Origin of the sequence: Luteimonas mephitis DSM 12574 (assembly GCF_000422305.1) — a bacterium.
Lineage (GTDB): Bacteria > Pseudomonadota > Gammaproteobacteria > Xanthomonadales > Xanthomonadaceae > Luteimonas > Luteimonas mephitis.
Window position 1 is genome coordinate 177,833 of the sequence record NZ_AULN01000014.1, and the last position, 21,415, is coordinate 199,247.

At 61.2% G+C, this 21,415-nt stretch carries 15 protein-coding genes; 5 read left to right on the top strand and 10 right to left on the bottom strand.

Annotation, left to right across the window (positions count from 1 at the left end):
- Position 1 precedes the first annotated feature (1 nt).
- The 5 genes from H570_RS16575 to H570_RS0105735 all read right to left on the bottom strand — a co-directional run bounded on the left by H570_RS16575 (position 2) and on the right by H570_RS0105735 (position 5,971).
- On the bottom strand, positions 2-1,408 hold the full coding sequence (locus tag H570_RS16575; RefSeq protein WP_084499841.1) for an efflux RND transporter periplasmic adaptor subunit: 1,407 nt from the start codon (positions 1,406-1,408) through the stop codon (positions 2-4).
- Positions 1,405-2,721 carry a TolC family protein gene (locus tag H570_RS0105720; protein ID WP_084499843.1) on the bottom strand — a complete coding sequence of 439 codons (1,317 nt, stop codon included), beginning with the start codon at positions 2,719-2,721 and terminating at the stop codon, positions 1,405-1,407. The genes H570_RS16575 and H570_RS0105720 overlap by 4 nt, the downstream gene beginning before the upstream one ends.
- Positions 2,722-2,850: 129 nt before the next feature.
- On the bottom strand, positions 2,851-3,252 hold the full coding sequence (locus H570_RS0105725; protein WP_027079906.1) for a hypothetical protein: 402 nt from the start codon (positions 3,250-3,252) through the stop codon (positions 2,851-2,853).
- Positions 3,253-3,308: 56 nt separating this feature from the next.
- Positions 3,309-5,654: a heavy metal translocating P-type ATPase gene (locus H570_RS0105730; RefSeq protein ID WP_084499845.1), complete on the bottom strand. Its 2,346-nt coding sequence runs from the start codon at positions 5,652-5,654 to the stop codon at positions 3,309-3,311.
- Between the two features lie 104 nt (positions 5,655-5,758).
- Complete coding sequence (locus H570_RS0105735) at positions 5,759-5,971, bottom strand: heavy-metal-associated domain-containing protein (RefSeq protein ID WP_036135319.1); 213 nt, start codon at positions 5,969-5,971, stop codon at positions 5,759-5,761.
- A gap of 193 nt (positions 5,972-6,164) precedes the next feature.
- On the opposite strand from H570_RS0105735, the gene H570_RS0105740 reads away from it, so the two are divergent.
- Complete coding sequence (locus H570_RS0105740) at positions 6,165-8,579, top strand: heavy metal translocating P-type ATPase (RefSeq protein ID WP_036135321.1); 2,415 nt, start codon at positions 6,165-6,167, stop codon at positions 8,577-8,579.
- Positions 8,569-9,027 (top strand): Cu(I)-responsive transcriptional regulator, encoded by a 459-nt coding sequence (gene cueR / locus H570_RS0105745; RefSeq protein WP_027079910.1) that lies wholly within the window; start codon positions 8,569-8,571, stop codon positions 9,025-9,027. The genes H570_RS0105740 and cueR overlap by 11 nt, the downstream gene beginning before the upstream one ends.
- 107 nt (positions 9,028-9,134) lie before the next feature.
- On the opposite strand, the gene H570_RS0105750 is transcribed toward cueR, so the two are convergent.
- Complete coding sequence (locus tag H570_RS0105750; protein WP_027079911.1) at positions 9,135-10,421, bottom strand: DUF5623 domain-containing protein; 1,287 nt, start codon at positions 10,419-10,421, stop codon at positions 9,135-9,137.
- A 424-nt stretch (positions 10,422-10,845) separates the two neighbouring features.
- Between H570_RS0105750 and H570_RS18820 the strand changes: the two genes are divergently transcribed.
- Positions 10,846-11,805 (top strand): hypothetical protein, encoded by a 960-nt coding sequence (locus H570_RS18820; protein WP_156899862.1) that lies wholly within the window; start codon positions 10,846-10,848, stop codon positions 11,803-11,805.
- A gap of 309 nt (positions 11,806-12,114) precedes the next feature.
- Complete coding sequence (locus tag H570_RS0105760; protein ID WP_169447738.1) at positions 12,115-13,443, top strand: serine/threonine protein kinase; 1,329 nt, start codon at positions 12,115-12,117, stop codon at positions 13,441-13,443.
- Between the two features lie 411 nt (positions 13,444-13,854).
- Here the strand turns inward: H570_RS0105760 and H570_RS0105770 are convergent, their stop codons facing one another.
- Genes H570_RS0105770 through H570_RS0105780 form a run of 4 tightly spaced genes read right to left on the bottom strand, consistent with a single transcriptional unit; the run spans position 13,855 to position 16,377 of the window.
- Complete coding sequence (locus H570_RS0105770) at positions 13,855-14,604, bottom strand: hypothetical protein (protein ID WP_027079914.1); 750 nt, start codon at positions 14,602-14,604, stop codon at positions 13,855-13,857.
- The gene (locus tag H570_RS0105775; protein ID WP_027079915.1) at positions 14,604-15,077 is read right to left on the bottom strand and encodes a hypothetical protein; all 474 of its coding nucleotides are present in this window, start codon (positions 15,075-15,077) and stop codon (positions 14,604-14,606) included. Before H570_RS0105775 ends, H570_RS0105770 begins: the two co-directional genes overlap by 1 nt.
- A 36-nt stretch (positions 15,078-15,113) precedes the next feature.
- Positions 15,114-15,989, bottom strand: a complete 876-nt coding sequence (locus H570_RS18825) for a hypothetical protein (protein ID WP_156899863.1) — start codon at positions 15,987-15,989, stop codon at positions 15,114-15,116.
- Between the two features lie 4 nt (positions 15,990-15,993).
- Positions 15,994-16,377, bottom strand: coding sequence for a hypothetical protein (locus H570_RS0105780; RefSeq protein ID WP_027079916.1), 384 nt, complete (start codon positions 16,375-16,377; stop codon positions 15,994-15,996).
- 121 nt (positions 16,378-16,498) lie between these two features.
- Between H570_RS0105780 and H570_RS0105785 the strand changes: the two genes are divergently transcribed.
- A complete protein-coding gene (locus tag H570_RS0105785; RefSeq protein ID WP_027079917.1) occupies positions 16,499-21,280 on the top strand; it encodes a DEAD/DEAH box helicase in 4,782 nt (1,593 codons plus the stop codon).
- Positions 21,281-21,415 lie beyond the last annotated feature (135 nt).

The following is a 21,415-nucleotide window of genomic DNA, read 5'->3' on the forward strand; positions in this document are numbered from 1 at the left end:
GTCAGTGGCCCTCGTGCGGATTTGCTCCGCCATCGTCAGCAACGGACGGTTTCACCGGCGCCGGGGCATGGCCGACATGCGGATCTTCGGATGACATTTCATGGCCCGCATGCGGATCCTCCGGCGGCGAAGCAGGGGCAGTAGCGCCGGGTTCGTCGGACGCCGCTCCAAATCCCTCCAGCGCTGCGTTGAGGTTGCTCTCGGCATCGATGAGGAAGTTGGCGGAGACCACGATCTCTTCGCCCTCGGCGACCCCATCAAGGATCTCGATGCGGTCACCGGCACGGCGCCCGATGGTCACCTCGCGCGGCGCAAAGCGACCCGGTCCGGTCTGGACCAGCACGGTCTGGCGGGTGCCGCTGTCCAGCACGGCCGAACGCGGAACGCTCAACACCGGCTGCTGCGACGGCTGTTCCAGCACCACCGTGCCGAACAGGTTGGGGCGAAGGTCGCCGGTCGGGTTGGGCAGGGCAACCCGTACATCGACCGTACGCGAGGCAGCGTCCACCACCGGCTGCACGAATGTCACTTCCCCCGCGAAACTTTGGCCGGGCAGGGTGTCGGTCTCGAACCGCGCGGGCTGGCCAGCGGCGATATCCGCCGCCTGCATCGCCGGCACCTTGGCCATGATCCAGACGGTCGACAGGTCGGCCAGTCGCAGGATTGTCTCGCCCGGCTGGAAGCGGGCGCCCTGGACGATGGGCTTGTCGATGACCACCGCGTTGGCAGGAGAGGTCAGGACCATGCTGTCGCTGCCGTCCTGGCCCGCAAGCTGTGCGCCACTGATTTCCCAGTTCTGCAGGCGGGTGCGCGCGGCATCGCGCAGGCGCTCCATCGAGGCGGCGCTTGCGGGATCGGGCTGTGCGAGCCGACGTGCGGCCGCGTCGGCCAGCCGGAACTCCTGTCGGGCCGCAGCAAGTTGGGGGCTGTACACCGCCATCAATGGCTGGCCTGCGCTGACCTGCATGCCGGTCTGGTTCGCGTACAGGTGTTCGACCCAGCCCTCGAAGCGCGGCGCAATCGCGTACTGCCGGGTTTCGTCGATCTCCACAGTGCCACTGGCACGCACCAGGCTTGCCAACCGCGAGCGCAGGACCGGCTCGGTGCGCACGCCCAGCGTCTGGATCTTGCCGGGCGAGAGGGTGACCGTTCCGGTATCCGATGCGGGCTCGCCACCCGCATAGACGGGGATGTAATCCATCCCCATCGGGTCCTTTTTCGGCACCGGTGATGTGTCCGGCAGGCCCATCGGGTTGCGGTAGTACAGCACCTTGCGATCGGTGCTCGACGTATCGCTTGCCATCGGGGTGGTGGCTTCATCGTGGCCGGCGCGGCCGACCATCCAGCCGGCGGCAAGGGCCGCGAGCACGGCGGCGACCGCCAGCGACAGTGTCTGGTTGCGGGTCATGGGGTTTCTCCTTCGATGGCGCGCACGGCGGCGGCGCCCAGCAGTTCGTCACGCAGGGCATCCACACGATCGAGGTCGGCGCCTTGCCATTGGTTGAGCGCTTCCAGCAGGGTGCCGAAGTCCACCTCGCCGACCTGGTAGCTGGCGAGTGCGGACTGGAAGACGGCGTCCGCCTGCGGTAGCAGCGTCTGCTCGGTGATCTCACGGCGCTTTCGCGCACTGCGCCATTGCGCCCAGGCTGTGGCGACCTGGCTGGCGAGCGCCTGGCGGGTCGCATCCATGCGTGCAAGCGCGGCTTGTTCAAGCAGCCGCGATTCGCGTTCCCGTTCGCGCCGGGCCGTCTGCTGGAAAGGAATCTCCACCTCCAGCATCACCTCCATGCTTTCCAGTCCGTCTTCGCGCTGCATGGCGCCGACACCGAAAGTCACGTCGGGAAAGCGGTTGCGTCGCTGCAATTCGACGTTCGTGTGCGCGGCCTGTGCTCGCGCCTGTTGCGCCAGGACAGCGGGGTGCTCGCTGCTGCCCAAGGCGTCCAACGCATCGCCCAGGTCAGCCGAATGGACGGCCAGGACCGGCCGCTGCGCAGGGGGCGCCAGCGGGGAATCGGCGGGCCGGCCAAGCACGCCATTGAGCACAGCAATCGCTTCGCGCTTTTCGGCCAGTCGCTGGATGCGCTCACGCTGCATGACCGTCTGCTCGACCTGGGCGCGGATGGAATCCTGCTGCGCCGCCATGCCCAATGCGTATCGGACGCCGGCCATCTCCTCGACCTGCCGCAACAGGTCCAGCCGGCGGTCAAGCACCGCGACCGCCTGGTCGGCGTGCCAATAACGCACATAGGCCGCCTCCGCTTCGGCAATCAGCTCACGAAGAACCGCGTCCCGGTCCAGGGCGACTGCCTCGGCGCTCTGTCTGGCAACGGTACGGGCCAGTCCGCGCTTGCCCCAGAGCGGCACGCGCTGGCGGAGCGAGTAGCCGACCTCGCGATCATCGCCCGGCAACTGCCAGGGGCGGTCCGGATCGAGATTGCGGAAGCTGATCGAGGCGCTGGGGTCGGGCAGGGCGCCCGCCGGTTGAATCCGGGCTCGTGCCGCCTCGGCTTCGGCCTGCAGTGCGCGCAACTCGGGGTTGTGCTCACGCAGCCAGGCGTGCACCGAGGCTACGTCCTCGCCGGGCAACGACTGCGCCAAGGCGGGCATGGGCAGAGCGCCGAGCACCAGCAATGCCGCGATCGATGCAAGGCGGAGTCGCCAAAATGGGGTGGATGGAACAGGCGGGGCGGAGGCCCGCCGCAGAAGCGTCTTCAATGCCATGTCGAGTGTCCGAATAGACCGGCGCCAAGCGCCGGATCCTTGAACAGAGGGGACATGCCGCGCACGTTCGGCGCAGCCACACGCACCACCGCACCGCACCCGCGGGTGCAGCGCAGCGGTGGCTGGGCATCAAATCAGCAGGAGTTCCGCCGGATGGGCGGTAGGTCGTCGTTTTACGGCAGGCAGCGGATGCTGGACAGCCCTGGCATCCATCGCGGCTGCAGTGGCGGCACTCGGGACCATCTCGGGCACCGCGAGCAACCCCAGAAGCGGGGGCACCGGTGGCACCCGGGCGGTATCACTGCTCGCTTCGCCCTGGGCGCAGTAGGCGTGGCAGACCGGATCCTGCTCTGGAGGAGTGTGGTGTTCACACCCCTGCGCCGTCGTTTCGACCACGGACGCGGCCGCCAACGCAGCGTCCAAGGCCTCCGCGCACCCCGGGTGTACCGCAAACGCCAGTTGCGACCACAGCAGCGCCACTATCGCGAGAAGCGATAGACGAAAGCGCGTGCGGCGGTGGAAGACGTTCATGGCTGAGGCGATCCTACGACTTCTGAGGCAGTACTGTATTGATCTGGGTCATGGGGTCATGTGCCGGCGGACTTCGATCCAAACCCGGCTCGGCCCAGCCGCAAGGCATTGGCGACGACCGAGACCGAACTCAGGCTCATCGCCAGGGCGGCGATCATCGGACTCAACAGCAGCCCGGTCGCGGGATACAGCACGCCGGCAGCGATGGGTACTCCCAGCGCGTTGTAGAGGAAGGCGAACGTCAGGTTCTGCTTCATGTTGCCCACGGTGGCGTTGGAGATCGTCCGTGCCCGCGCGATGCCGCGAAGGTCGCCCTTGACCAGGGTCACCTGGCCGCTGGACATGGCCACGTCGGTGCCGGTGCCCATGGCGATGCCGATATCGGCGCCCGCCAGGGCCGGGGCGTCGTTGATGCCGTCTCCGGCCATCGCCACCTTGTGGCCCTCGGCCTTGAGCCGGTTGACGAGATCGACCTTGTCCTTCGGGCGCACTTCGCCGTGGACTTCATCGATCCCCAGCTGTCGTGCCACCGCGTTGGCCGTCGTGACGCCGTCGCCAGTGGCCATGACGATGCGCAGGCCAGCCTCATGCAAGGTGGCGATGGCATCGGCCGTCGAGTCCTTGATCGGATCGGCAACCGCGATGAGACCGGCGAGTGTGCTGTCGACCGCAAGGAACATCACGCTGGCACCGTCACGACGCAGCTGCTCTGCCTCCTCACGCAACGGTGCCGGGTCGACTCCGAGCTCCGTCATCAACTCGGTGTTGCCGATCGCGAGGCGGTGGCCCGCCACCTCGCCGCGCACACCGATGCCGGTCGACGACTCGAAGCTGTCCGGCGTTTCGAGTTGCAGGCCGCGGCGTCGGGCTTCCGCGACGATCGCGTCCGCGAGGGGATGTTCGCTGCCTTGGTCAAGGCTGGCCGCGAGCCTGAGCACCTCTTCCTCGGCATGACCATTCACGCCCACTGCCTGCCGGAAAGCCGGGCGACCTTCAGTCAACGTGCCGGTCTTGTCGACGATGAGGGTGTCGATCCGACGGAAGTTCTCGATCGCTTCGGCATCGCGGAACAGCACGCCTGCACTGGCGGCGCGCCCGGTGGCGACCATGATCGACATCGGCGTAGCCAGCCCGAGAGCACACGGGCAGGCAATGATGAGCACCGACACGGCGTTGAGCACGGCGTATGTCCAGGACGGCTCGGGGCCAAACAGTCCCCACACCAGGAAGGTCGCCACCGCGATGCCCAGCACCGACAGCACGAACCAGAACGCGACCTTGTCGGCCATGCGCTGCATCGGTGCGCGCGAGCGCTGCGCTTGGGCAACCAGTTGGACGATCTGCGAGAGCACCGTTTCCGAGCCGATCTTCTCCGCGCGGATGACCAGGCTGCCGTTGCCGTTGAGCGTTGCACCGATTACCGAGGCGCCAGTGGCCTTCTCGACCGGCACCGGTTCGCCGGTGAGCATGGACTCGTCGACATTGGAGCGCCCCTCCAGCACCGTGCCGTCCACGGGGACCTTTTCCCCGGGGCGCACCCGCAGCCGGTCGCCGACGTGGACGTGGCTGAGTTCGATGTCCTCCTCGGTGCCGTCATCGCGCAGCCGGCGCGCAGTCTTTGGCGCCAGACCAAGCAGCGCCTTGATCGCCGCCGAGGTCTTGGAGCGGGCACGTAACTCCAGCATCTGGCCGAGCAACGTCAGCGAGATGATGACCGCCGCCGCCTCGAAGTAGACGCCCACGCGACCATGCTCCCGGAAGGAGTCGGGGAACAGGCCCGGTGCGAGCGTGGCCACCACGCTGTAGCCGAACGCCGCACCGACGCCGATTCCGATCAACGTCCACATGTTGGGGCTGCGATTGCGTATGGACTGGACGCAGCGCACGAAGAAGGGCCAGCCCGCCCACAGAACGATGGGCACCGTCAGCACAAGTTCCACCCACGTCCGAACCGTGGTCGGGATCCACGTGTCGAAATAGTGGCCAAACATTGCCAGCACCAACACGATCAGGGTAAGCGGCAGCGTCCACCAGAAGCGGCGAGAGAAGTCGACCAGTTCGGGGTTCTCCTCATCCTCCAGACTCGGCATTTCCGGCTCCAGCGCCATGCCGCAGATCGGGCACGTCCCGGGATGGTCCTGGCGGATCTGGGGATGCATCGGGCAGGTGTACATCGCGCCTGCAAGAGCAGGCGCGGCGTCCATGTCAGCCGCTTGCGGCGACAGGTACTTGTCAGGGGTAGCGACGAACTTCGCGCGGCAGCCTGCCGAACAGAAGTGATACGTGTGTCCCTGATGCTCCGCGTGATGGGGAGTGCTGGAAGGATCGACGTCCATCCCGCAGACCGGGTCCACGGTCGTCCCGGAAGACGCCGGTTGATGATGGTGCTCTTGGTGGGGCATATGCATCCTCCTCGTCAGGCCTGGTCATCCAGCTGCGAACAAGAACCCGACCCAGTGTAGAGCGTGCCAGACCGGGAAGGCGACCGACATGTAGAAGGCCGTGCCTACTCCACGGGTTCTGCCTGATACGCATTCCCCACCACCTCGTAGCCTGCGGCCTCGATCGCATCACGGATGACTGCCGGATCAGTGATCCCGACGATATCCACGGTGCCGGCAGCCAGGTCCACCACGCCGGTGCCGCCGTGGGTTTCGATGGCTTCTTTGACCGCGCGTTCGCAGTGTCCGCATGTCATGCCCTTTACCTTGACTCGCATCGTCTTACTCCCGTGACCGGACCATTCCGGTGTGGTGGCCAGTCTCGGGGTTTCCCCCATGGGAAGGTCAACAGATGCCGGCATCCGACGGTTGGACTTCACCGGTCGGGTTGACGGGAATACAGGGCCACCTCTTGACCCTCCCATTATGGGAAGGATTAGGCTGCGCGCATCCAGTCTGGAGAATCTTCCCGTGAACACCGCCATTGCCGCCGCCGATCTGCGTCTGCCCATCGAGGGGATGACCTGCGCGTCGTGCGCGGGCCGGGTCGAGCGCGCCCTGAAGCAAATACCCGGTGTCGAGGACGCCAGCGTCAACCTCGCCACGGAAATCGCCGAAGTCCGGGGTTCCGCACTGCCGTCCGCCGCGGACATCGCCCGCGCGATCGAGGCGGCGGGCTACGCCGTGGGCGCTGGGGAAACGGAGCTGGCCATAGAGGGCATGACCTGCGCATCCTGCGTGGGCCGGGTCGAGCGCGCCCTGCGGCAGGTGCCGGGCGTACTCGACGTTTCGGTGAACCTGGCTACCGAGCACGCCCGGGTGCGCACCGCCGGCAACGCCGACACGGCCAAGCTCATCGCCGCCTTGGAGGCCGCGGGCTACATCGCGCGGTCGTTGCAGGAGGTGCCGGATGCAACGGCCACGTCCGCCAGCGACCGCGGCGCGCTGCCGAAGGAAGCCCGCCACCTGCTCATCGCCGCGATCCTGACCGCGCCGCTGGTGCTGCCCATGGCCGGCATGCTGTTCGGCCAGCACTGGATGCTGCCCGGCTGGCTGCAGTTCGCACTGGCCACGCCCGTGCAGTTCTGGCTCGGTGCGCGCTTCTACCGCGCCGGCTGGCATGCCCTGCGCGCCGGCACCGGCAACATGGACCTGCTGGTCGCGCTGGGCACGTCGGCCGGCTACGGCCTGAGCGTTTACCACCTGCTGCAGGGCTCCAGCGCGCTGTACTTCGAAGCCTCCGCGGCGATCATCACCCTGATCCTGCTCGGCAAGTTCCTGGAGGCGCGCGCCAAGCGCCAGACCACCGAGGCCATCCGCGCGCTGCAGGCGCTCAAACCCACCACCGCGCGCGTGCGAACCGCCACCGGCGATACGGATGTTGCGGTCGAACGCGTCAAAGTCGGCGACCTGGTGGTCGTGCGTCCCGGCGAACGCTTCCCCGTCGACGGCGAAGTGCGCGAAGGGCGCACCCACGCCGACGAATCGCTCATCACCGGCGAGTCAATCCCCGTCGCCAAGGACGCCGGCGACCGCGTCACCGGCGGCGCCGTCAACGGCGAAGGCGTGGTGGTAGTCGAGACCCTGGCCATTGGCAGCGAGACCGCGCTGGCCCGCATCATCCGCTTGGTCGAGGACGCGCAGGCGAAGAAGGCGCCGATCCAGAAGACCGTCGACCGGGTCAGCGCGATCTTCGTGCCCGTCGTGGTCGCGGTCGCGCTGTTGACGATGCTCGCCTGGGGCCTTGCGACGCAGGATTGGAACGCCGCGATCCTCAACGCCGTGGCGGTGCTGGTGATCGCCTGCCCCTGTGCACTCGGTCTGGCCACGCCCACTGCGATCATGGCCGGCACCGGCGTCGCGGCGCGCTCGGGCATCCTGATCAAGGACGCCGAAGCGCTCGAACTCGCTCACAAGGTCCAGGTCGTCGCCTTTGACAAGACCGGCACTCTCACCGCGGGCGAACCGCGCCTGGTCGAGGCGCTCCCGCTCGCGGGCGAACGCGACGCGCTGGTCTCGCTGGCGGCGGCGCTGCAAAGCGGCAGCGAACACCCGCTGGCGCGCGCCGTCTTGCGCGAAGCGACGCCGGCAGCAGTGGCATCCGACACGCAGGCGCTGCCGGGACGCGGCCTGAAGGGGTTTGTCGACGGCCGCGAAGTGTGGCTCGGCAACCTGGCGCTGATGCAGGAGATACAGGCCGATGTCGGCGAACTGCGCACCCGCGCGAATGAGCTGGAGAGCAATGGCCACACCCTGTCCTGGCTCGCGGCCGGTGATGGCGATGCGGTCCGGGTACACGGCCTGCTGGCCTTCCGCGACGAACCCCGTGTCGGCGCGCGCGAAGCCGTTGCGCGCCTGCACCGGCTTGGCATCCGCACGGTCATGATCTCGGGCGACAACGAAGGTGCCGCGCGCAGCATCGCCGGCAGCCTGGGCATCGACGAGGTGTACGCCAACGTCCGACCGGAGCAGAAGGTCGAGGTGGTCCGCGAGCTGAAGGCGCAAGGCGTGGTCGCCATGGTCGGTGACGGCATCAACGATGCCCCGGCGCTGGCGGCCAGCGACGTCGGCATCGCGATGGGCTCGGGCACCGACGTGGCCATGCACGCCGCGGCGGTGACGCTGATGCGCCCGGAAATCACGCTGGTGGCCGACGCCATCGACGTCTCCCGGCGCACCACCAGCAAGATCCACCAGAATCTGTTCTGGGCCTTTGGCTACAACGTGGTCGGCATTCCGCTAGCCGCGATCGGCCTGCTCAACCCGATTTTCGCCGGTGCCGCCATGGCATTCTCGTCAGTGAGCGTGCTGGGCAATACGCTGTTGCTCAAGCGATGGCGTCCGGCGCCGTCACACACCGATCGGGAGACCAATCATGCCGCGTAAACCACCAGCACCAGAGCTCGGCGAAGCGCGCGAACAGGGCTTCCACAACATCGGCGAGGCCGCCGCGCTTTCCGGCGTGACTGCCAAGATGATCCGCCACTACGAGAGCATCGGGCTGATCCCCGAGGCGGCACGGACGGCTGCCGGCTACCGCCTCTACAGCGACGAGGACGTGCACCGGCTGCGCTTCGTCAAGCGGGCGCGCGCACTGGGTTTCTCGATGAAGCAGATCGGCATCCTGCTGGCGCTGTGGTCGGACCGCTCGCGCGCCAGCGCCGAGGTCAAGTCGCTGGCGCTCGAACATGCCCAGGACTTGGGCACGCGCATTGCCGAAATGCAGGCGATGCAGCGTACGCTCGAAGAACTGGCCCGCCGGTGCCACGGCAACCAGCGGCCCGACTGCCCGATCCTGGACGACCTGGGCGGGGACGCCATCAAGGACGTCTGATGGCATTGGATAAGCGGGCTACGCTGGAATATGGGTTCCAGGCGCTGGTATCAGCTGAGCGCTGCGCCGGCTGACGCCGGGCACGGCGCTGGCGTTGGTCAGTCGCGTTAGTGCTTCTTTATTTCATCAATAGCGGCATCGAGGACGACGAGTAGACCGCGCCGCGGCTTGCAGTCGTCATAGCCCCGCTCGACGATTGCCCGTGCCGCCGTAAGCGCCGCCAGACGTTCGGCGTCCGTGTTGCAGATCGACGTACTCGATCCGCCGTAGTAGAGGTCATACACCGCATCCTCGTGCTGATGCTTGTGCTCCATGATCGACCAGTCCTCCAACTGCGACCGTGCGTTACCCAGCTTCTGGCTCACGCGCCACGAGAAGCCCGAGCACAGCTTCTGCATCAAGGGGCCGAGTTGCTGGTGCAGATGGAGCGGCATCGGCTTTGTAGGCCGCCAGCGCGAGGGAACACCTGCGGCGCCACCGTAAGGCGTAGCGCCTTTGTGTTCCCGCCAGGACGGCCCGGGCCGCGGCCGACGAGGCTTCGCATCAGCCTGACGCTTCGGACTAACGAAGTCGTCGCCACAGAGGCCCGTTTCGTGTGGCCACGTCTCCGGTTCCGTCACCGGCTGAATCTTGGCTAGCACACTGGCGACATGCTGCAGCAGAGCGACGTCATGGCCAATAAGGCGAGGCAGGCACGCACCCGGGTAGTAAATTCCTTCCCACTCTGGCGCGATCATCTGCAGGCCGTTGCGTTCGAGCCAATGCTGGCGTTCCGCTGAGTGGTTCTCGAGCGCAGCGGCATAGGGTTCATCGAGAAAAACATAGTCTTCAGTCGCAGGATCGAACCACTGGGACTCGTGGTCTCGGCCGGGCATGTTTTCCAACTTCCGCAGGAGGTCGTAATACCTCTGGGTTGATACCGGTTGTAAGCCTGTCGCCTCCATGAAGCGCAAGCTGCGTGCCGCGGTCAGCAGCGCATTGCGGGCCTCGTCCTGCCCCTTCACGTCGGTGCGGTGTTCCAAGTGGTCTTCGTACTCCATGCGGAACCCGTGGAGACCACGGCCGTACGAAACACGGTGCTTGGCCACGATTTGGGGCAGGGCGCGAGCGAGATTCACGCACAGGATCTCCCGGCCGGCGCGCGGACCGTCGTGCTTGGGCTTGCCATTGCGCGCGCGCGGAGCCCGCCAGTGCACGGAGAGGTAGACGGGAAAGTCCTGCGGTGCGCCGGCCCATACGAGCCGACGCTTGGCATGCACGAAGTTCTCGTAACCCGCCTGACGGCTGGCAGCTTCGAGGGCTTCAGTGTGGGTGATGTTGCGCTCGCGGCAAATCTTCTTGGCGAGCTGTTTGATGCCGTCCACGGTGGACGGTCGAATGCTGGCGATAACCATGCGCTTCAATCCTCAAGGCCTAGTCCGCAGCGTCACCGTCGCCACTGCTGTAGGCCGGGATGAAGGCATCGGCCAGAGGATTACAAGCACTGCTCTAGGAGCTTCGCAAGACGGTATCGTGCGCGTGCCAGCGCAACGACAACGTACCGGCCCCTTGTGCTTGAGTCAACTGCCAGAAATGGCGTTCCGTCATCGAGTGATTCGACTCAGCTGACCGAATTATTTGAATCGACGCAATCCATACGTTGAGCCGGGATCCATGACGGATCGCTCCGATGCTGCCAAGGTAGACCGCCGCTGAAAGCAGGCTGCGCGATCCAGTGATTAGGCCAAGTTATCAGAGGTAAGCTAGGACGAAACGAACCGATGCAGCCGTTGGCGAAGCAGGCGCGGGCCAGGCCACGCGCCCAATCAGGAGCTAAATATGTCACGAATTGATAACAAGGCATGGCGAGAAATTCTCAAGAATTATGCTCAATCTAAAGCCCTTGAACGGCGCGCCTTGCATCATCTGCATGACAGACAGACGCTTAATGAACTGACGTTGCATCTGGCGGACTATCTGTCCTCAGAAAATCAGCACGCTGTCGTTCGAACAGAGTCAGTGTGGATTGATGGAACTCCCCAAGCCAAGGCAACAACTCGAACTGCATCTGTGCAGTGTGAGTTGGCAGATCTTCTTATTTTAATGACTGTCACTAAGAACAGCCGAGTCACCAAACGCTCCGCTGTTTTAATTCAAGCAAAAGTGGGGACCGCTGTCGACATAATTCCCGGAGGAGACTCCACCAAGAAAGAGCGATCCCTTTTGGAGGAGATGGATCATTCGAAAAAACTAAGTCTTTATCGGGATACCCAAGCGAAATCTCTGATCGGCGAATACCAGTTGCGTTCAAGTGGATTCGGGCTAAGGGACTACGCGCGGTACATGGTGATGCCGGTATCGCTTGGGCCAGTAGTTTTTGAGAGGTTCGCGCCCTTCGTCACTGGCTGGCCGAGCAGTACTAAGTCAAGTCGCCTCAAAAATCTGGAACTGTTTAAGAGTTTACCAGTAGACCTATGGTTAGGATCCGTCGGTCATCCAATGAATAGCGCCAGTCCAGATGAATGGACAGATATGATCGAAGACTTGCTAGGTTACTACGCGAAGAAGCGGATGAAACGCTTTAATGGATTTGATCGCCATCTTCAATCAAGCGAGATCGCATCCTTCATGATTGACACGCGGAAGATGCCCGGGCAGGCGAGATGGGCCCGCAGGATTGAAGCCAGTGGCGATCCGCCGGACCACTTCGATTTCGAAGGGCGCTCCCCAGACGGTGATCAGCCACCTGCCTTGCCCGTGATTTCGTTTGTGATCGAATTGCTAGAGGGAAGGGATTAAATTTCGCTTCAAAGCTGATGATGTTAGATCTACTTGAGTCACGAGCGATTAACATGCAAGCGGCGTATGGGCAACAATTGGTTTGGTTTAGGGCCCTTTCTGTGAAAAGTGCCATCGTCAGCTTTTGACAGAGAAGTGCAGGCTGGCCTGGCAGCGGATAAGGGGTGTTTATCGCGGGTAGAGGAGTGACCGCAGAGAGCCTAAATCGACGTCGGGTACTCAATTTCATCATAGCAATACCTCACGCCGAGCCTCTCTCAGCTGTTAGTTCGATAGAATGGCATTTATACGTCGCACCTTGGAAACCTCGTGGAATCACAGGCTCTGTCTCTCCCTTGGAATGATCGATGGGTCGCCGTTGTAAGCGTCGAAAAGCGCGGTGGCGGACAGGGTTCCATCACTCAAGTCCGTGGACACGGCTGTGGTCGGCTTGGCGCACTCAAAGAAATGCTCCCTGACCCGCTGGATCGCGACGAGCGCCGTAGGCGGATGAAGCAGGAGGTCGCAGGGCTGACCAAGGTCCAAGGAGACGGGGTGCCCGAAGTCTTTGACTCGAACGTTAGCGAAGCCGCCGATGACGAAGAGCTATACCTCGTCCAGGCTTGGGTTGATGGCAGAAATCTGCAGCAATACGTGAAGAGATCCCTGTCGATCGAGGAATCGTTGGAACTTGCGTTGTCGCTATCGCGAATAGTTGAACGATGTCACGGCAACAATGTCCTGCATCGCGACATCAAGCCGGAGAACATTATTATCGATAAGAAGGGGAAGCTGTATCTTGTCGACTTTGGAATTGCCTGGCTTCCTCCTGAGGATCGCGGGGAAGGCTGCGACACGCGATTGGGGCAGGAGCTTGGAAATCGCTTTATGCGTCTGCCGGAGATGACCGCTGGTCAGCAACGCAACGATCCGAGGTCGGACGTTACCTTCGTGGTCGCAATCCTTTTCTATCTCCTGACAGGGGAGTACCCGCGAACGTTGTCGTTCGGTGGGAACGGCGAAGCACCGCATAAGCACCTGTGGAGTGCCTTTCCGGCCACTACACGCGACGACCCTAGAATGGTACGGATACGCAGCCTCTTTGATGTCGGCTTCCAGTACGCGCCAAACCTACGCTTTCAATCGATCGGTGATCTCATCGAGCGTCTCGATGAGATTCAGACTCCCCGCGAAAACGCGCAAGCTGATGTGACGGAAGCCGTGGGGCGATATCAAGAGATGATGCAAGAGCGCGAAACGGCGCAGCGCCACTCGATTCTCATCTCCATGCGAGAAGCTGCGGTTGCCTTTGAACAGCGTACTCGCTCACTTAGCGAAGCGCAGCATCTCGTTCCGGTAATGATGGCGGGCAGCCCCCTCCGCGAAGGCGAATCGTGGGTTACGACCGTGCGCTTTAAGCACATCACTGGGAACCAGGAAGTACCATCTCGGCACGTGATACAGATGATTGGGGTGGATATCGTCTGCACCTCCACCGTTGACGGCCACCATAGCGACTACTACCGAGGGCCCGCGGCAGATGCCGTTAGGCTGAATGAAGAGGTGCTGCGCCACTCAGACAGCTTCTTTGCCTTGGTCCTTAATACGATCGTCCGTAAAAACACTGCCCAACGTGGATTCATGGATCTGTTTGAGTAGGCGCACGTTAGCGCCACTTGGCTGTTTCAAATCCAGAGCGCCGGACCGGGCGTGGAGGTGGCCTGCATCTGTCCCGGAGTCCGCTTTCGGTCTTGGTCAAACGTTGGATTCGCTGAGGGCAGGGGATTAGATTGATTTATCGGGGGTAGGCTGGGGCTTAAAGTCTTGAACACCGGCAAGTATCTTGCGCACCCAGCAGAGGCCATCCGACAAGGCGTACCGGATCGAAAGAGAAGACGTGCTCCAGCGGCGCGTCATGGCAACGGCCCACGAGACGGTCCGGGAACGCGGTCCGGCCGTGGTCAAGATCCACCTCCACATAGACTGCCGGGTGCTTGATCACCTTATCGTTGCCGGCACTGGCACGACTTCGATGGCGGCCAAGGGTGGGTCTGATGACCCGCCTTGGCCCTAGGTCAACGGCTCATACCATTGCTGGCACTGGGTGAGCTCAAGGAACTCGCTGCCAGGATGGAGCACAACGCGACGCACCATGGAGGCTTCCAAGGTTTGTGTGGAGTAGTCCTCAAACTTGTCCGGATACTCACTTGACCTGATGTCTTGGTGAATCAGGTCAAGTCGTGATACGGCTATTGCCAGGCAATTCGTCGTGGAAAGGAACGCCACGGGCACTTCCGCTTCAATCAGTGCAGGGCTGCCCAAGGACTTGAGAATAGGGCCAAGCTCCGTGTCTTCGGCGTTGAAGTTGTAGAGTGCTTCACCGCCCCAGTGTCCGAGTAAGGAGCGAACGCCAGACTCGCTGACTTCGTGCGCAGGGTAAAAGCAGAACCAAGCCTTGCCAGACCGGTTGCTATCGCGCACCTGGTTGTTCGCAAGCAAACGTTGCGCGTGCTCTTCGGCAAGCTTGCCTCGCGTGACCTGGGACGCAATGCGTCTTTCCAGCAACCCGGCGCTGAGCACCTCCAGCCCGTTTTCGCGAATGTGCACCGCTTCTTCTTCGGTCAAGCGGGTGAAGTGGTAACCACGTAGGGCATGCGGCATGAGAGCTTCGCCCAGCGTGCGAATAGCTGCATCGAACGCAGGCGCGGCGCGGTCTGGTAGGTCCAACTCCCAGGAGCGGAACACCGGGCGCAACTCGTTGAGGACCTCGCGCAGCCGGCTTGGCCAAGTTCCAGGTTGGGAAAGGTCGAGCAGGGGCATTAATCGTAATAGGCCAGTTGGGACACTTCCTGATGCGATGCCATGGCCAAATACATGACGTCAATGGCGGCGCGTGCCAGCTCATCGTCATTGCCTGGGTATCGCTGTTGCCGAGCATGCTCCTTGCCACCATGGACCAAATTGTTGCGCACCCGTCGAGCAGCATCCATCAAGCGGTCACCCTCAGGGCCGTTTCCCAGTGGTGCATCCACGAACTCGATACGCCGCTGAGCATTAACCTGCATCCTCATGGGCGGTGGATCGTTGGGACCGGTTCCCAACAGAAGATCCTTGCTCTTCCGTGACAGGTTGTTCTCGATGTGCCGGCGAACGTGGACGTAGAACGCTGACCATTGCGTTTCCGGCGTCTCCCCCACGGCGCCGTTGACGAACTCCGGGATCTGCTTGAGGGCGAACTCGAGACGAGAGAAGGCGCGCATTAGATCCAGGGCGGTGTGACGTTCAACATTCATACTGAGTCTCTCGGGCGTGGCTATCGGTGGCTAGCGCTAAGTGGGACCAAGCTCGAAGTGTCCGAAAAAACTGGCCTTTACATCAACCAGACCTAGATCTAGATTCCGGTAAATCCAATCTAGCTTCGGGTTCTTTGGCTGAGGCGTGTTTCCATAAAGAGAGCGAACGAAATCGCGGTCATCAAGTTTCTCATCCACATAGCGAATGACTTTTGCATGCCGAAGAGCGGCGATTGTGGCAATCCCAGCTGTGCCAGCGGTTGTAATGCCCATGCTGCCATAGCCGCCAAGCTCAAATCCACCTTGTGGCAACATCCTGGACTGGTAGGCGTCATAGAACTTCCAGAGCTGTTTCCTCTCGGGAGACATGGTTCCATCATCTAGATGTTCAAAGACCGAATGGTCAAAGAGACCAAGAATGCTAAACCTCTCACGGTCCACGAAGGCTAGAAGCACCGTGTCCGTCCGATTCTGATGACCCTTCACTTCGCGAATCAGACCTAAGTGAAAATGATGTAGCCCCATGATGTTGAGGATATGGTCCTTGTCCTCATCTGGATCGGTTTTCCCGTCGTAGACATAGGCGCCCGGGGCAAATCCATTGCTCAACGCCCTTAAAGACAGGTAAGGGGTCAGGTCGCCGCCAATCTCTACCTGCGTTAAGAAAGATTTTATGTTCTCTTTGAGAAGAATGTAACGAGTGTCCTTTCGCAAGCGTGATCTACCCGAGATCGCTCTCGGCCTTTGCCCTATGAGTCTGATCTTCCAGTTGATGTAGTGGATCAACAGGCTCGATAGCGGTAGTGACTTGAGAGCGTCAACAGATTCCTTGTTATTCGGGATTTTCGGAATCTCTTTGATGAGGGCGTTCTTGAAAGCGACAATTCTTTTGGATTCGGGTGTGTTGCTCAAGGTTTCAGGTCCTAACGGAAACGATGGTGAAGTTGTCCCCATCGAACGCCGTCACCTTGCCCACCCATTCAGGCCGCGCCTTGAAGGTGTTGTTGGCCTTCGAACCATCCCCGCCGCCCTCGATGAGCGGGATGTTGTTCGTGGTGGCTTTTATGATGCGCACTGGCCTGCCTTCGGCTAGGGCCGTGGCCAGGTGCTGGCCCATGAGTTTGCTGCCGTTTCCGATCCAACGAGACAGATGGTCCTTGTAGACCCACCGGCTGCCCACGACCTTGATTCGGTGCTCCCACAGGCTGGCCACCATCTCGGTGTCAGTCAGCGCAGAGACGGCCCAAAAGTGGTTGGCCAGCTTGGCCTTGTAGCGTACGAACTCAGCGACGATCCCCATGCAACCCCCGTGGCACTAGGGATCCAGTCTACCGCTCGCCGACCGAGTCTCCCCACCTTTGGAGACTGGGGGCGGCAGGGCATAATCGGGGTCTAACTTGCGTGCACCGACTGGGGACCTCATGGCTGAGACGACGATCCACGACATTCTGGAGGAACTGGCTGCGGCTGCCAGCGACCACCGGGACAAGGGCGACCGGTTCGAACGTCTCATCAGGGCCTACCTCACCACCGACCCCCTCTACGTCGCCCGGTTCTCTCATGTGTGGCTGTGGACCGACTGGCCCGACCGCAAGGGCAAGCCCGACACCGGCATTGACCTGGTGGCCAAGGAGCGGGACACGGGCAACCTCGTTGCCATCCAGTGCAAGTTCTATGCGCCGACCTACACCCTGCAAAAGGGTGACATCGACAGCTTTTTTACGGCGTCGGGTAAGGCCGGGTTCTCCAGCCGTATCGTGGTCTCCACTACCGATAGGTGGAGTAAGCACGCCGAAGACGCTTTGACCGACCAGCAGCTCCCCGTCACCCGCTTGCGTGTGCAGGACTTGGATGAGTCTTCTGTGGACTGGTCCAAGTTCTCGCTGGCGAAGCCTGATGTGGTGAAGCTGCGCACGAAGAACAAGCTTCGCAAGCACCAAGCTGAGGCACTGAAGAAAGTTTCGGCAGGCTTTGAGGAACACGATCGCGGCAAGCTCATCATGGCCTGCGGCACGGGCAAAACCTTCACGAGCTTGAAGATCGTGGAGCACTTGGTGCCCAAAGACGGGCTGGTGCTGTTCTTGGTGCCTTCCATCTCTCTGCTTTCACAGACGCTGAAGGAGTGGACCGCGCAAGCCGCCATGGACTTCCGCAGCTTTGCGGTGTGCTCTGACACCAAGGTGGGCAAGCACAACGAGGACTCTTCAGCCCACGACCTAGCTTTCCCCGCCACCACCGACACCAAGCGGCTCATCCAAGCCATTACAGCGCGGCCCAAGGGTGATAAGCGCGTCACCGTCATCTTCTCCACCTACCAGTCCATCGAAGTAGTGGCAGGGGCCCAGAAGAAGGGCTTGGGCGATTTTGATCTGGTGGTGTGCGACGAAGCCCATCGCACCACAGGTGTTACCTTGGCCGATGACGACGAGTCGGCGTTCGTGCGCGTGCACGATCAGAAGTTCCTCAAGGCGGCCAAGCGTCTTTACATGACGGCCACCCCACGCATTTATGCCGACGAAAGCAAGTCCAAGGCCGAAGAGGGCGGGGCAGAAATCGCGTCCATGGATGACCTGAACCTGTTTGGGCCCGAGTTCCATCGCTTGGGCTTCGGCGAAGCCGTCGGCTTGGACCTGCTGTCCGACTACAAAGTAATGGTGCTTGCCGTCGATGAGAAATCGGTGAGCAAGACATTCCAGTCGCAGTTGGCCGATGCCAACAACGAGCTGACCCTAGATGACGCGGTGAAGATTGTGGGCTGCTGGAACGGGCTGTCCAAGCGCATCGCGCCTGTTGAGGGCGACAACACCGCTGAGACCGACCCCAACCCCATGCACCGGGCCGTGGCCTTTGCCAAAGACATCAAGGCCAGCATCAAGGTGTCCGAACAGTTCCCGGTCATCGTCAACCAATACATCGACGGTCAGGACGACGACTCACTGCTTCGGTGTGAGGTTGAGCATGTGGATGGCACGTTTAACGTGCTCAGGCGCAATGCCAAGTTGGACTGGCTCAAAGAGGACACGAGCGACGAAGGCAACATTTGCCGCATCCTCACTAACGCTCGCTGCTTGTCGGAAGGCGTCGACGTGCCGGCGCTGGACGCCGTGCTGTTCCTCAACCCCCGCGATTCGGTGGTGGACGTGGTGCAGTCCGTGGGCCGCGTCATGCGCAAGGCCGATGGCAAGAAATACGGCTACATTATCTTGCCCATCGGCATCCCGGCTGAACTCACCCCAGAAGAGGCCCTGAAGGACAACAAAAAATACAAAGTGGTCTGGCAGGTGCTGCAAGCCCTGCGAGCTCACGATGACCGCTTCAATGCGCTGATCAACAAGATCGAGCTCAACAAGAGCCGTGATGACCACCTGCAGATCATCGGTGTGGGCGGTGGCCCTGGAGAAGACGGCGAGGGCAAGCCCGGCACGCCCACCCAAATTGGCTTTGCCTTCCCGCATCTCGAAGAGTGGCGCAATGCCATCTACGCCAAGATTGTCCAGAAGGTAGGCGACCGGCGTTACTGGGAGAAGTGGGCCGAGGACGTAGCGCAGATTGCCGAGCGCCACACGACTCGCATCAAGGCTTTGCTCGAGGATCCCAACTCCAAGGAGCACAGGGCCTTCGACAAGTTCCTCAAGGGTCTGCGCAAGAACATCAATCCTTCCATTGAGAAGGAAGATGCCATTGACATGCTCTCCCAACACCTTATCACCAAGCCGGTGTTCGAAGCCTTGTTCGAGGACTATTCCTTCGCTGAGCATAACCCCGTGTCCATCTCCATGGACAAGATGCTCAAGGTCCTGGAAGGGCAAGCATTGGAGAAAGAGACCGAGGGGCTGGCCAAGTTCTATGACCAGGTACGCAAGCGCGCCGAGAAGATCGACAACGCCGAAGGCAAGCAACGGGTCATCTACGAGCTTTACGAAACGTTCTTCAAGAGTGCTTTCAAGAAGATGTCCGACCGGTTGGGCATTGTCTACACCCCAGTGCAGGTAGTGGACTTCATCATCAAATCCGCTGACGCAGCCTTGCGCCAGGAGTTCGGCGTGGGCCTGGCAGACAAGGGCGTGCACGTGCTGGACCCTTTCACGGGCACGGGCACCTTCATGGTGCGCTTGCTGCAATCGGGCCTGATTTCCCCGGCCGATGCCAGGCGCAAATACAAAGACGAGCTGCACGCCAACGAGTTGGTGCTGCTGGCCTATTACATCGCCGCCATCAATATCGAAGAGGCCTACCACGGCCTGGCTGGGGGCGACTACCAACCCTTTGATGGGATCGTGCTGACAGACACCTTTCAGCTCATGGAAGGCGAAGGACAGTTTGAAGAAGTGTTCCCAGAGAACAACAAGCGCGCCGCGCGTCAGAAGAAGACCGACATCCGGGTGATCATTGGTAACCCACCTTATTCAGTGGGTCAAGACTCCGCGAATGATGGGCAAGCGAAAATTAGATACAAGACTTTGGACTCACGCATTGAAAAAACGTATGCGGCCGGCTCCACCGCGGGGCTGAAGCGAAATCTGTATGACTCCTACGTTCGCGCCCTTCGGTGGGCAAGCGATCGGATCAAGGACAAAGGGGTCATCTGTTTCGTTAGCAATGGCTCATTCGTTAACAAAAATACGTTTGATGGCGTGCGTAAGTGTCTATCTGAAGAGTTCAGTTCGGTGTATTGCTTCAATTTGCGCGGTGACGCTCGCACCTCCGGAGAGCGTCGTCGAAAGGAACGAGGCAACGTGTTTGGTGAGGGGTCAAAGACCAGCGTGGCGATAACCCTGCTGGTCAAGAATCCTGCCAAGCCCGCTGCGAAGACTGTCCATTACCACGACATTGGCGACTACCTCAGCCAAGCCGACAAGCTTCGAATCATTGCCGACTTCGCGAGCATGGACGGCATTCAATGGAAGAACATCAAGCCCAATGAGTCCCACGACTGGGTGGATCAGAGAACGCCCGAGTTCAAGAAATACTTGCCCATGGGCGAAAAAGGGGTGGGCGGCGAGTCTGTGATCTTCTCCCTTTACTCGTTGGGTTTGGTCTCAAACCGGGATGCATGGGTGGCCAACTCCAACAAGCAAACCGTCGAGTCCAACATGGAGTCCATGACGGAGTTCTATAACTCCCAAGTTGAGGCCTACGGAAAGAAAAACGCAAAGCTCGCCAAGGATGAACGTCAGACTGCCGACTCTTTCATAAATAAGGACCCGAAGAAAATTAGCTGGTCGCGAGGTTTGAAGAACAGGCTGGTCAGCTTGCAGAAGGCCGAGTTTAATCCTGCAGGTGTGGTGCCCGCCATCTATCGTCCGTTTTGCAAGCAGTGGATGTATTTCGATAAAACGATGAATGAGATGGTTCTGCAGATTCCGCGCTTGTTCCCCACGCCCCGGCACAAGAATATGGCTATTACCATCGTGGGGCCGGGTGCTCGCCAAGACTTCTCTCCTCTCATGGTGAACGTTCTTCCGGACCTGCACTTGGCTCCTGATGGCGCCCAGTGCTTCCCTCTCTACTTCTACGAGAAGGCGGAAGGTAAGGACAAGGAGCTGTTCGACAGCCCGGATTCTGAGGGCTATGTCAAGCGTGAGGCCATCACGGACGGAACGCTGAAGATGTTCCAGAAGGCATATGGCTCTGACATCTCGAAAGAGGACCTCTTCTTCTACGTCTATGGTGTATTGAGCAGTTCGGAATACAGGGAGAGGTATCAAGCCGATCTCACAAAGGTCCTGCCAAGGATTCCGATGGCAAAGGATTTCTGGTCCTTCAGTCAAGCAGGGCGAGAGTTGTCACATTGGCACCTGAATTATGAGACGGTTGAGCCGTATCCACTTGGTGAAACGACCGGTCAACTCGGTTTGGATCCGAAATCTGATTTCCGTGTGGCCAAGATGCGATTCGGTAAGAAGGATAAAGTAGAGGATCGCTCTGTGATCATCTACAACAGCCACCTCACGCTTACAGGCATTCCCCCTGAGGCATACGATTACGTGGTCAACGGAAAACCGGCGATTGAGTGGGTGATGGAGCGCTACCAATACGGCACTGACAAACCATCTGGCATCGTTAACGATCCCAACGAGTGGTCCAATGACCCTGCCTACATCGTTAACTTGGTCAAACGCATCGTTCGCGTGAGCGTCGAGACGGTGAGGATCCTAAAGGGGTTGCCGAAACTGGAGGAAGTTTTTGCCTTCAAGAAGTGATCGAAAATACGCAGTGCTGACGCTGTTGGAACAACTTATCCAAGAAGGTATGCAGCGGATGCGGTGGACACGCAAGCGCGCAGAGGCGGCGCAAAGAAGAAGCTTGCCCGCGTGCATGGTCCTGCAGACGTTGCA

Excerpts from the sequence above, each read along its gene's own strand:
- H570_RS16575 (WP_084499841.1), bottom strand. The coding sequence starts at position 1,408 with ATGACCCGCAACCAGACACTGTCGCTGGCGGTCGCCGCCGTGCTCGCG.
- H570_RS0105720 (WP_084499843.1), bottom strand. The coding sequence starts at position 2,721 with ATGGCATTGAAGACGCTTCTGCGGCGGGCCTCCGCCCCGCCTGTTCCA.
- H570_RS0105725 (WP_027079906.1), bottom strand. The coding sequence starts at position 3,252 with ATGAACGTCTTCCACCGCCGCACGCGCTTTCGTCTATCGCTTCTCGCG.
- H570_RS0105730 (WP_084499845.1), bottom strand. The coding sequence starts at position 5,654 with ATGCCCCACCAAGAGCACCATCATCAACCGGCGTCTTCCGGGACGACC.
- H570_RS0105735 (WP_036135319.1), bottom strand. The coding sequence starts at position 5,971 with ATGCGAGTCAAGGTAAAGGGCATGACATGCGGACACTGCGAACGCGCG.
- cueR (WP_027079910.1), top strand. The coding sequence starts at position 8,569 with ATGCCGCGTAAACCACCAGCACCAGAGCTCGGCGAAGCGCGCGAACAG.
- H570_RS0105750 (WP_027079911.1), bottom strand. The coding sequence starts at position 10,421 with ATGGTTATCGCCAGCATTCGACCGTCCACCGTGGACGGCATCAAACAG.
- H570_RS18820 (WP_156899862.1), top strand. The coding sequence starts at position 10,846 with ATGTCACGAATTGATAACAAGGCATGGCGAGAAATTCTCAAGAATTAT.
- H570_RS0105770 (WP_027079914.1), bottom strand. The coding sequence starts at position 14,604 with ATGCCCCTGCTCGACCTTTCCCAACCTGGAACTTGGCCAAGCCGGCTG.
- H570_RS0105775 (WP_027079915.1), bottom strand. The coding sequence starts at position 15,077 with ATGAATGTTGAACGTCACACCGCCCTGGATCTAATGCGCGCCTTCTCT.
- H570_RS0105780 (WP_027079916.1), bottom strand. The coding sequence starts at position 16,377 with ATGGGGATCGTCGCTGAGTTCGTACGCTACAAGGCCAAGCTGGCCAAC.
- H570_RS0105785 (WP_027079917.1), top strand. The coding sequence starts at position 16,499 with ATGGCTGAGACGACGATCCACGACATTCTGGAGGAACTGGCTGCGGCT.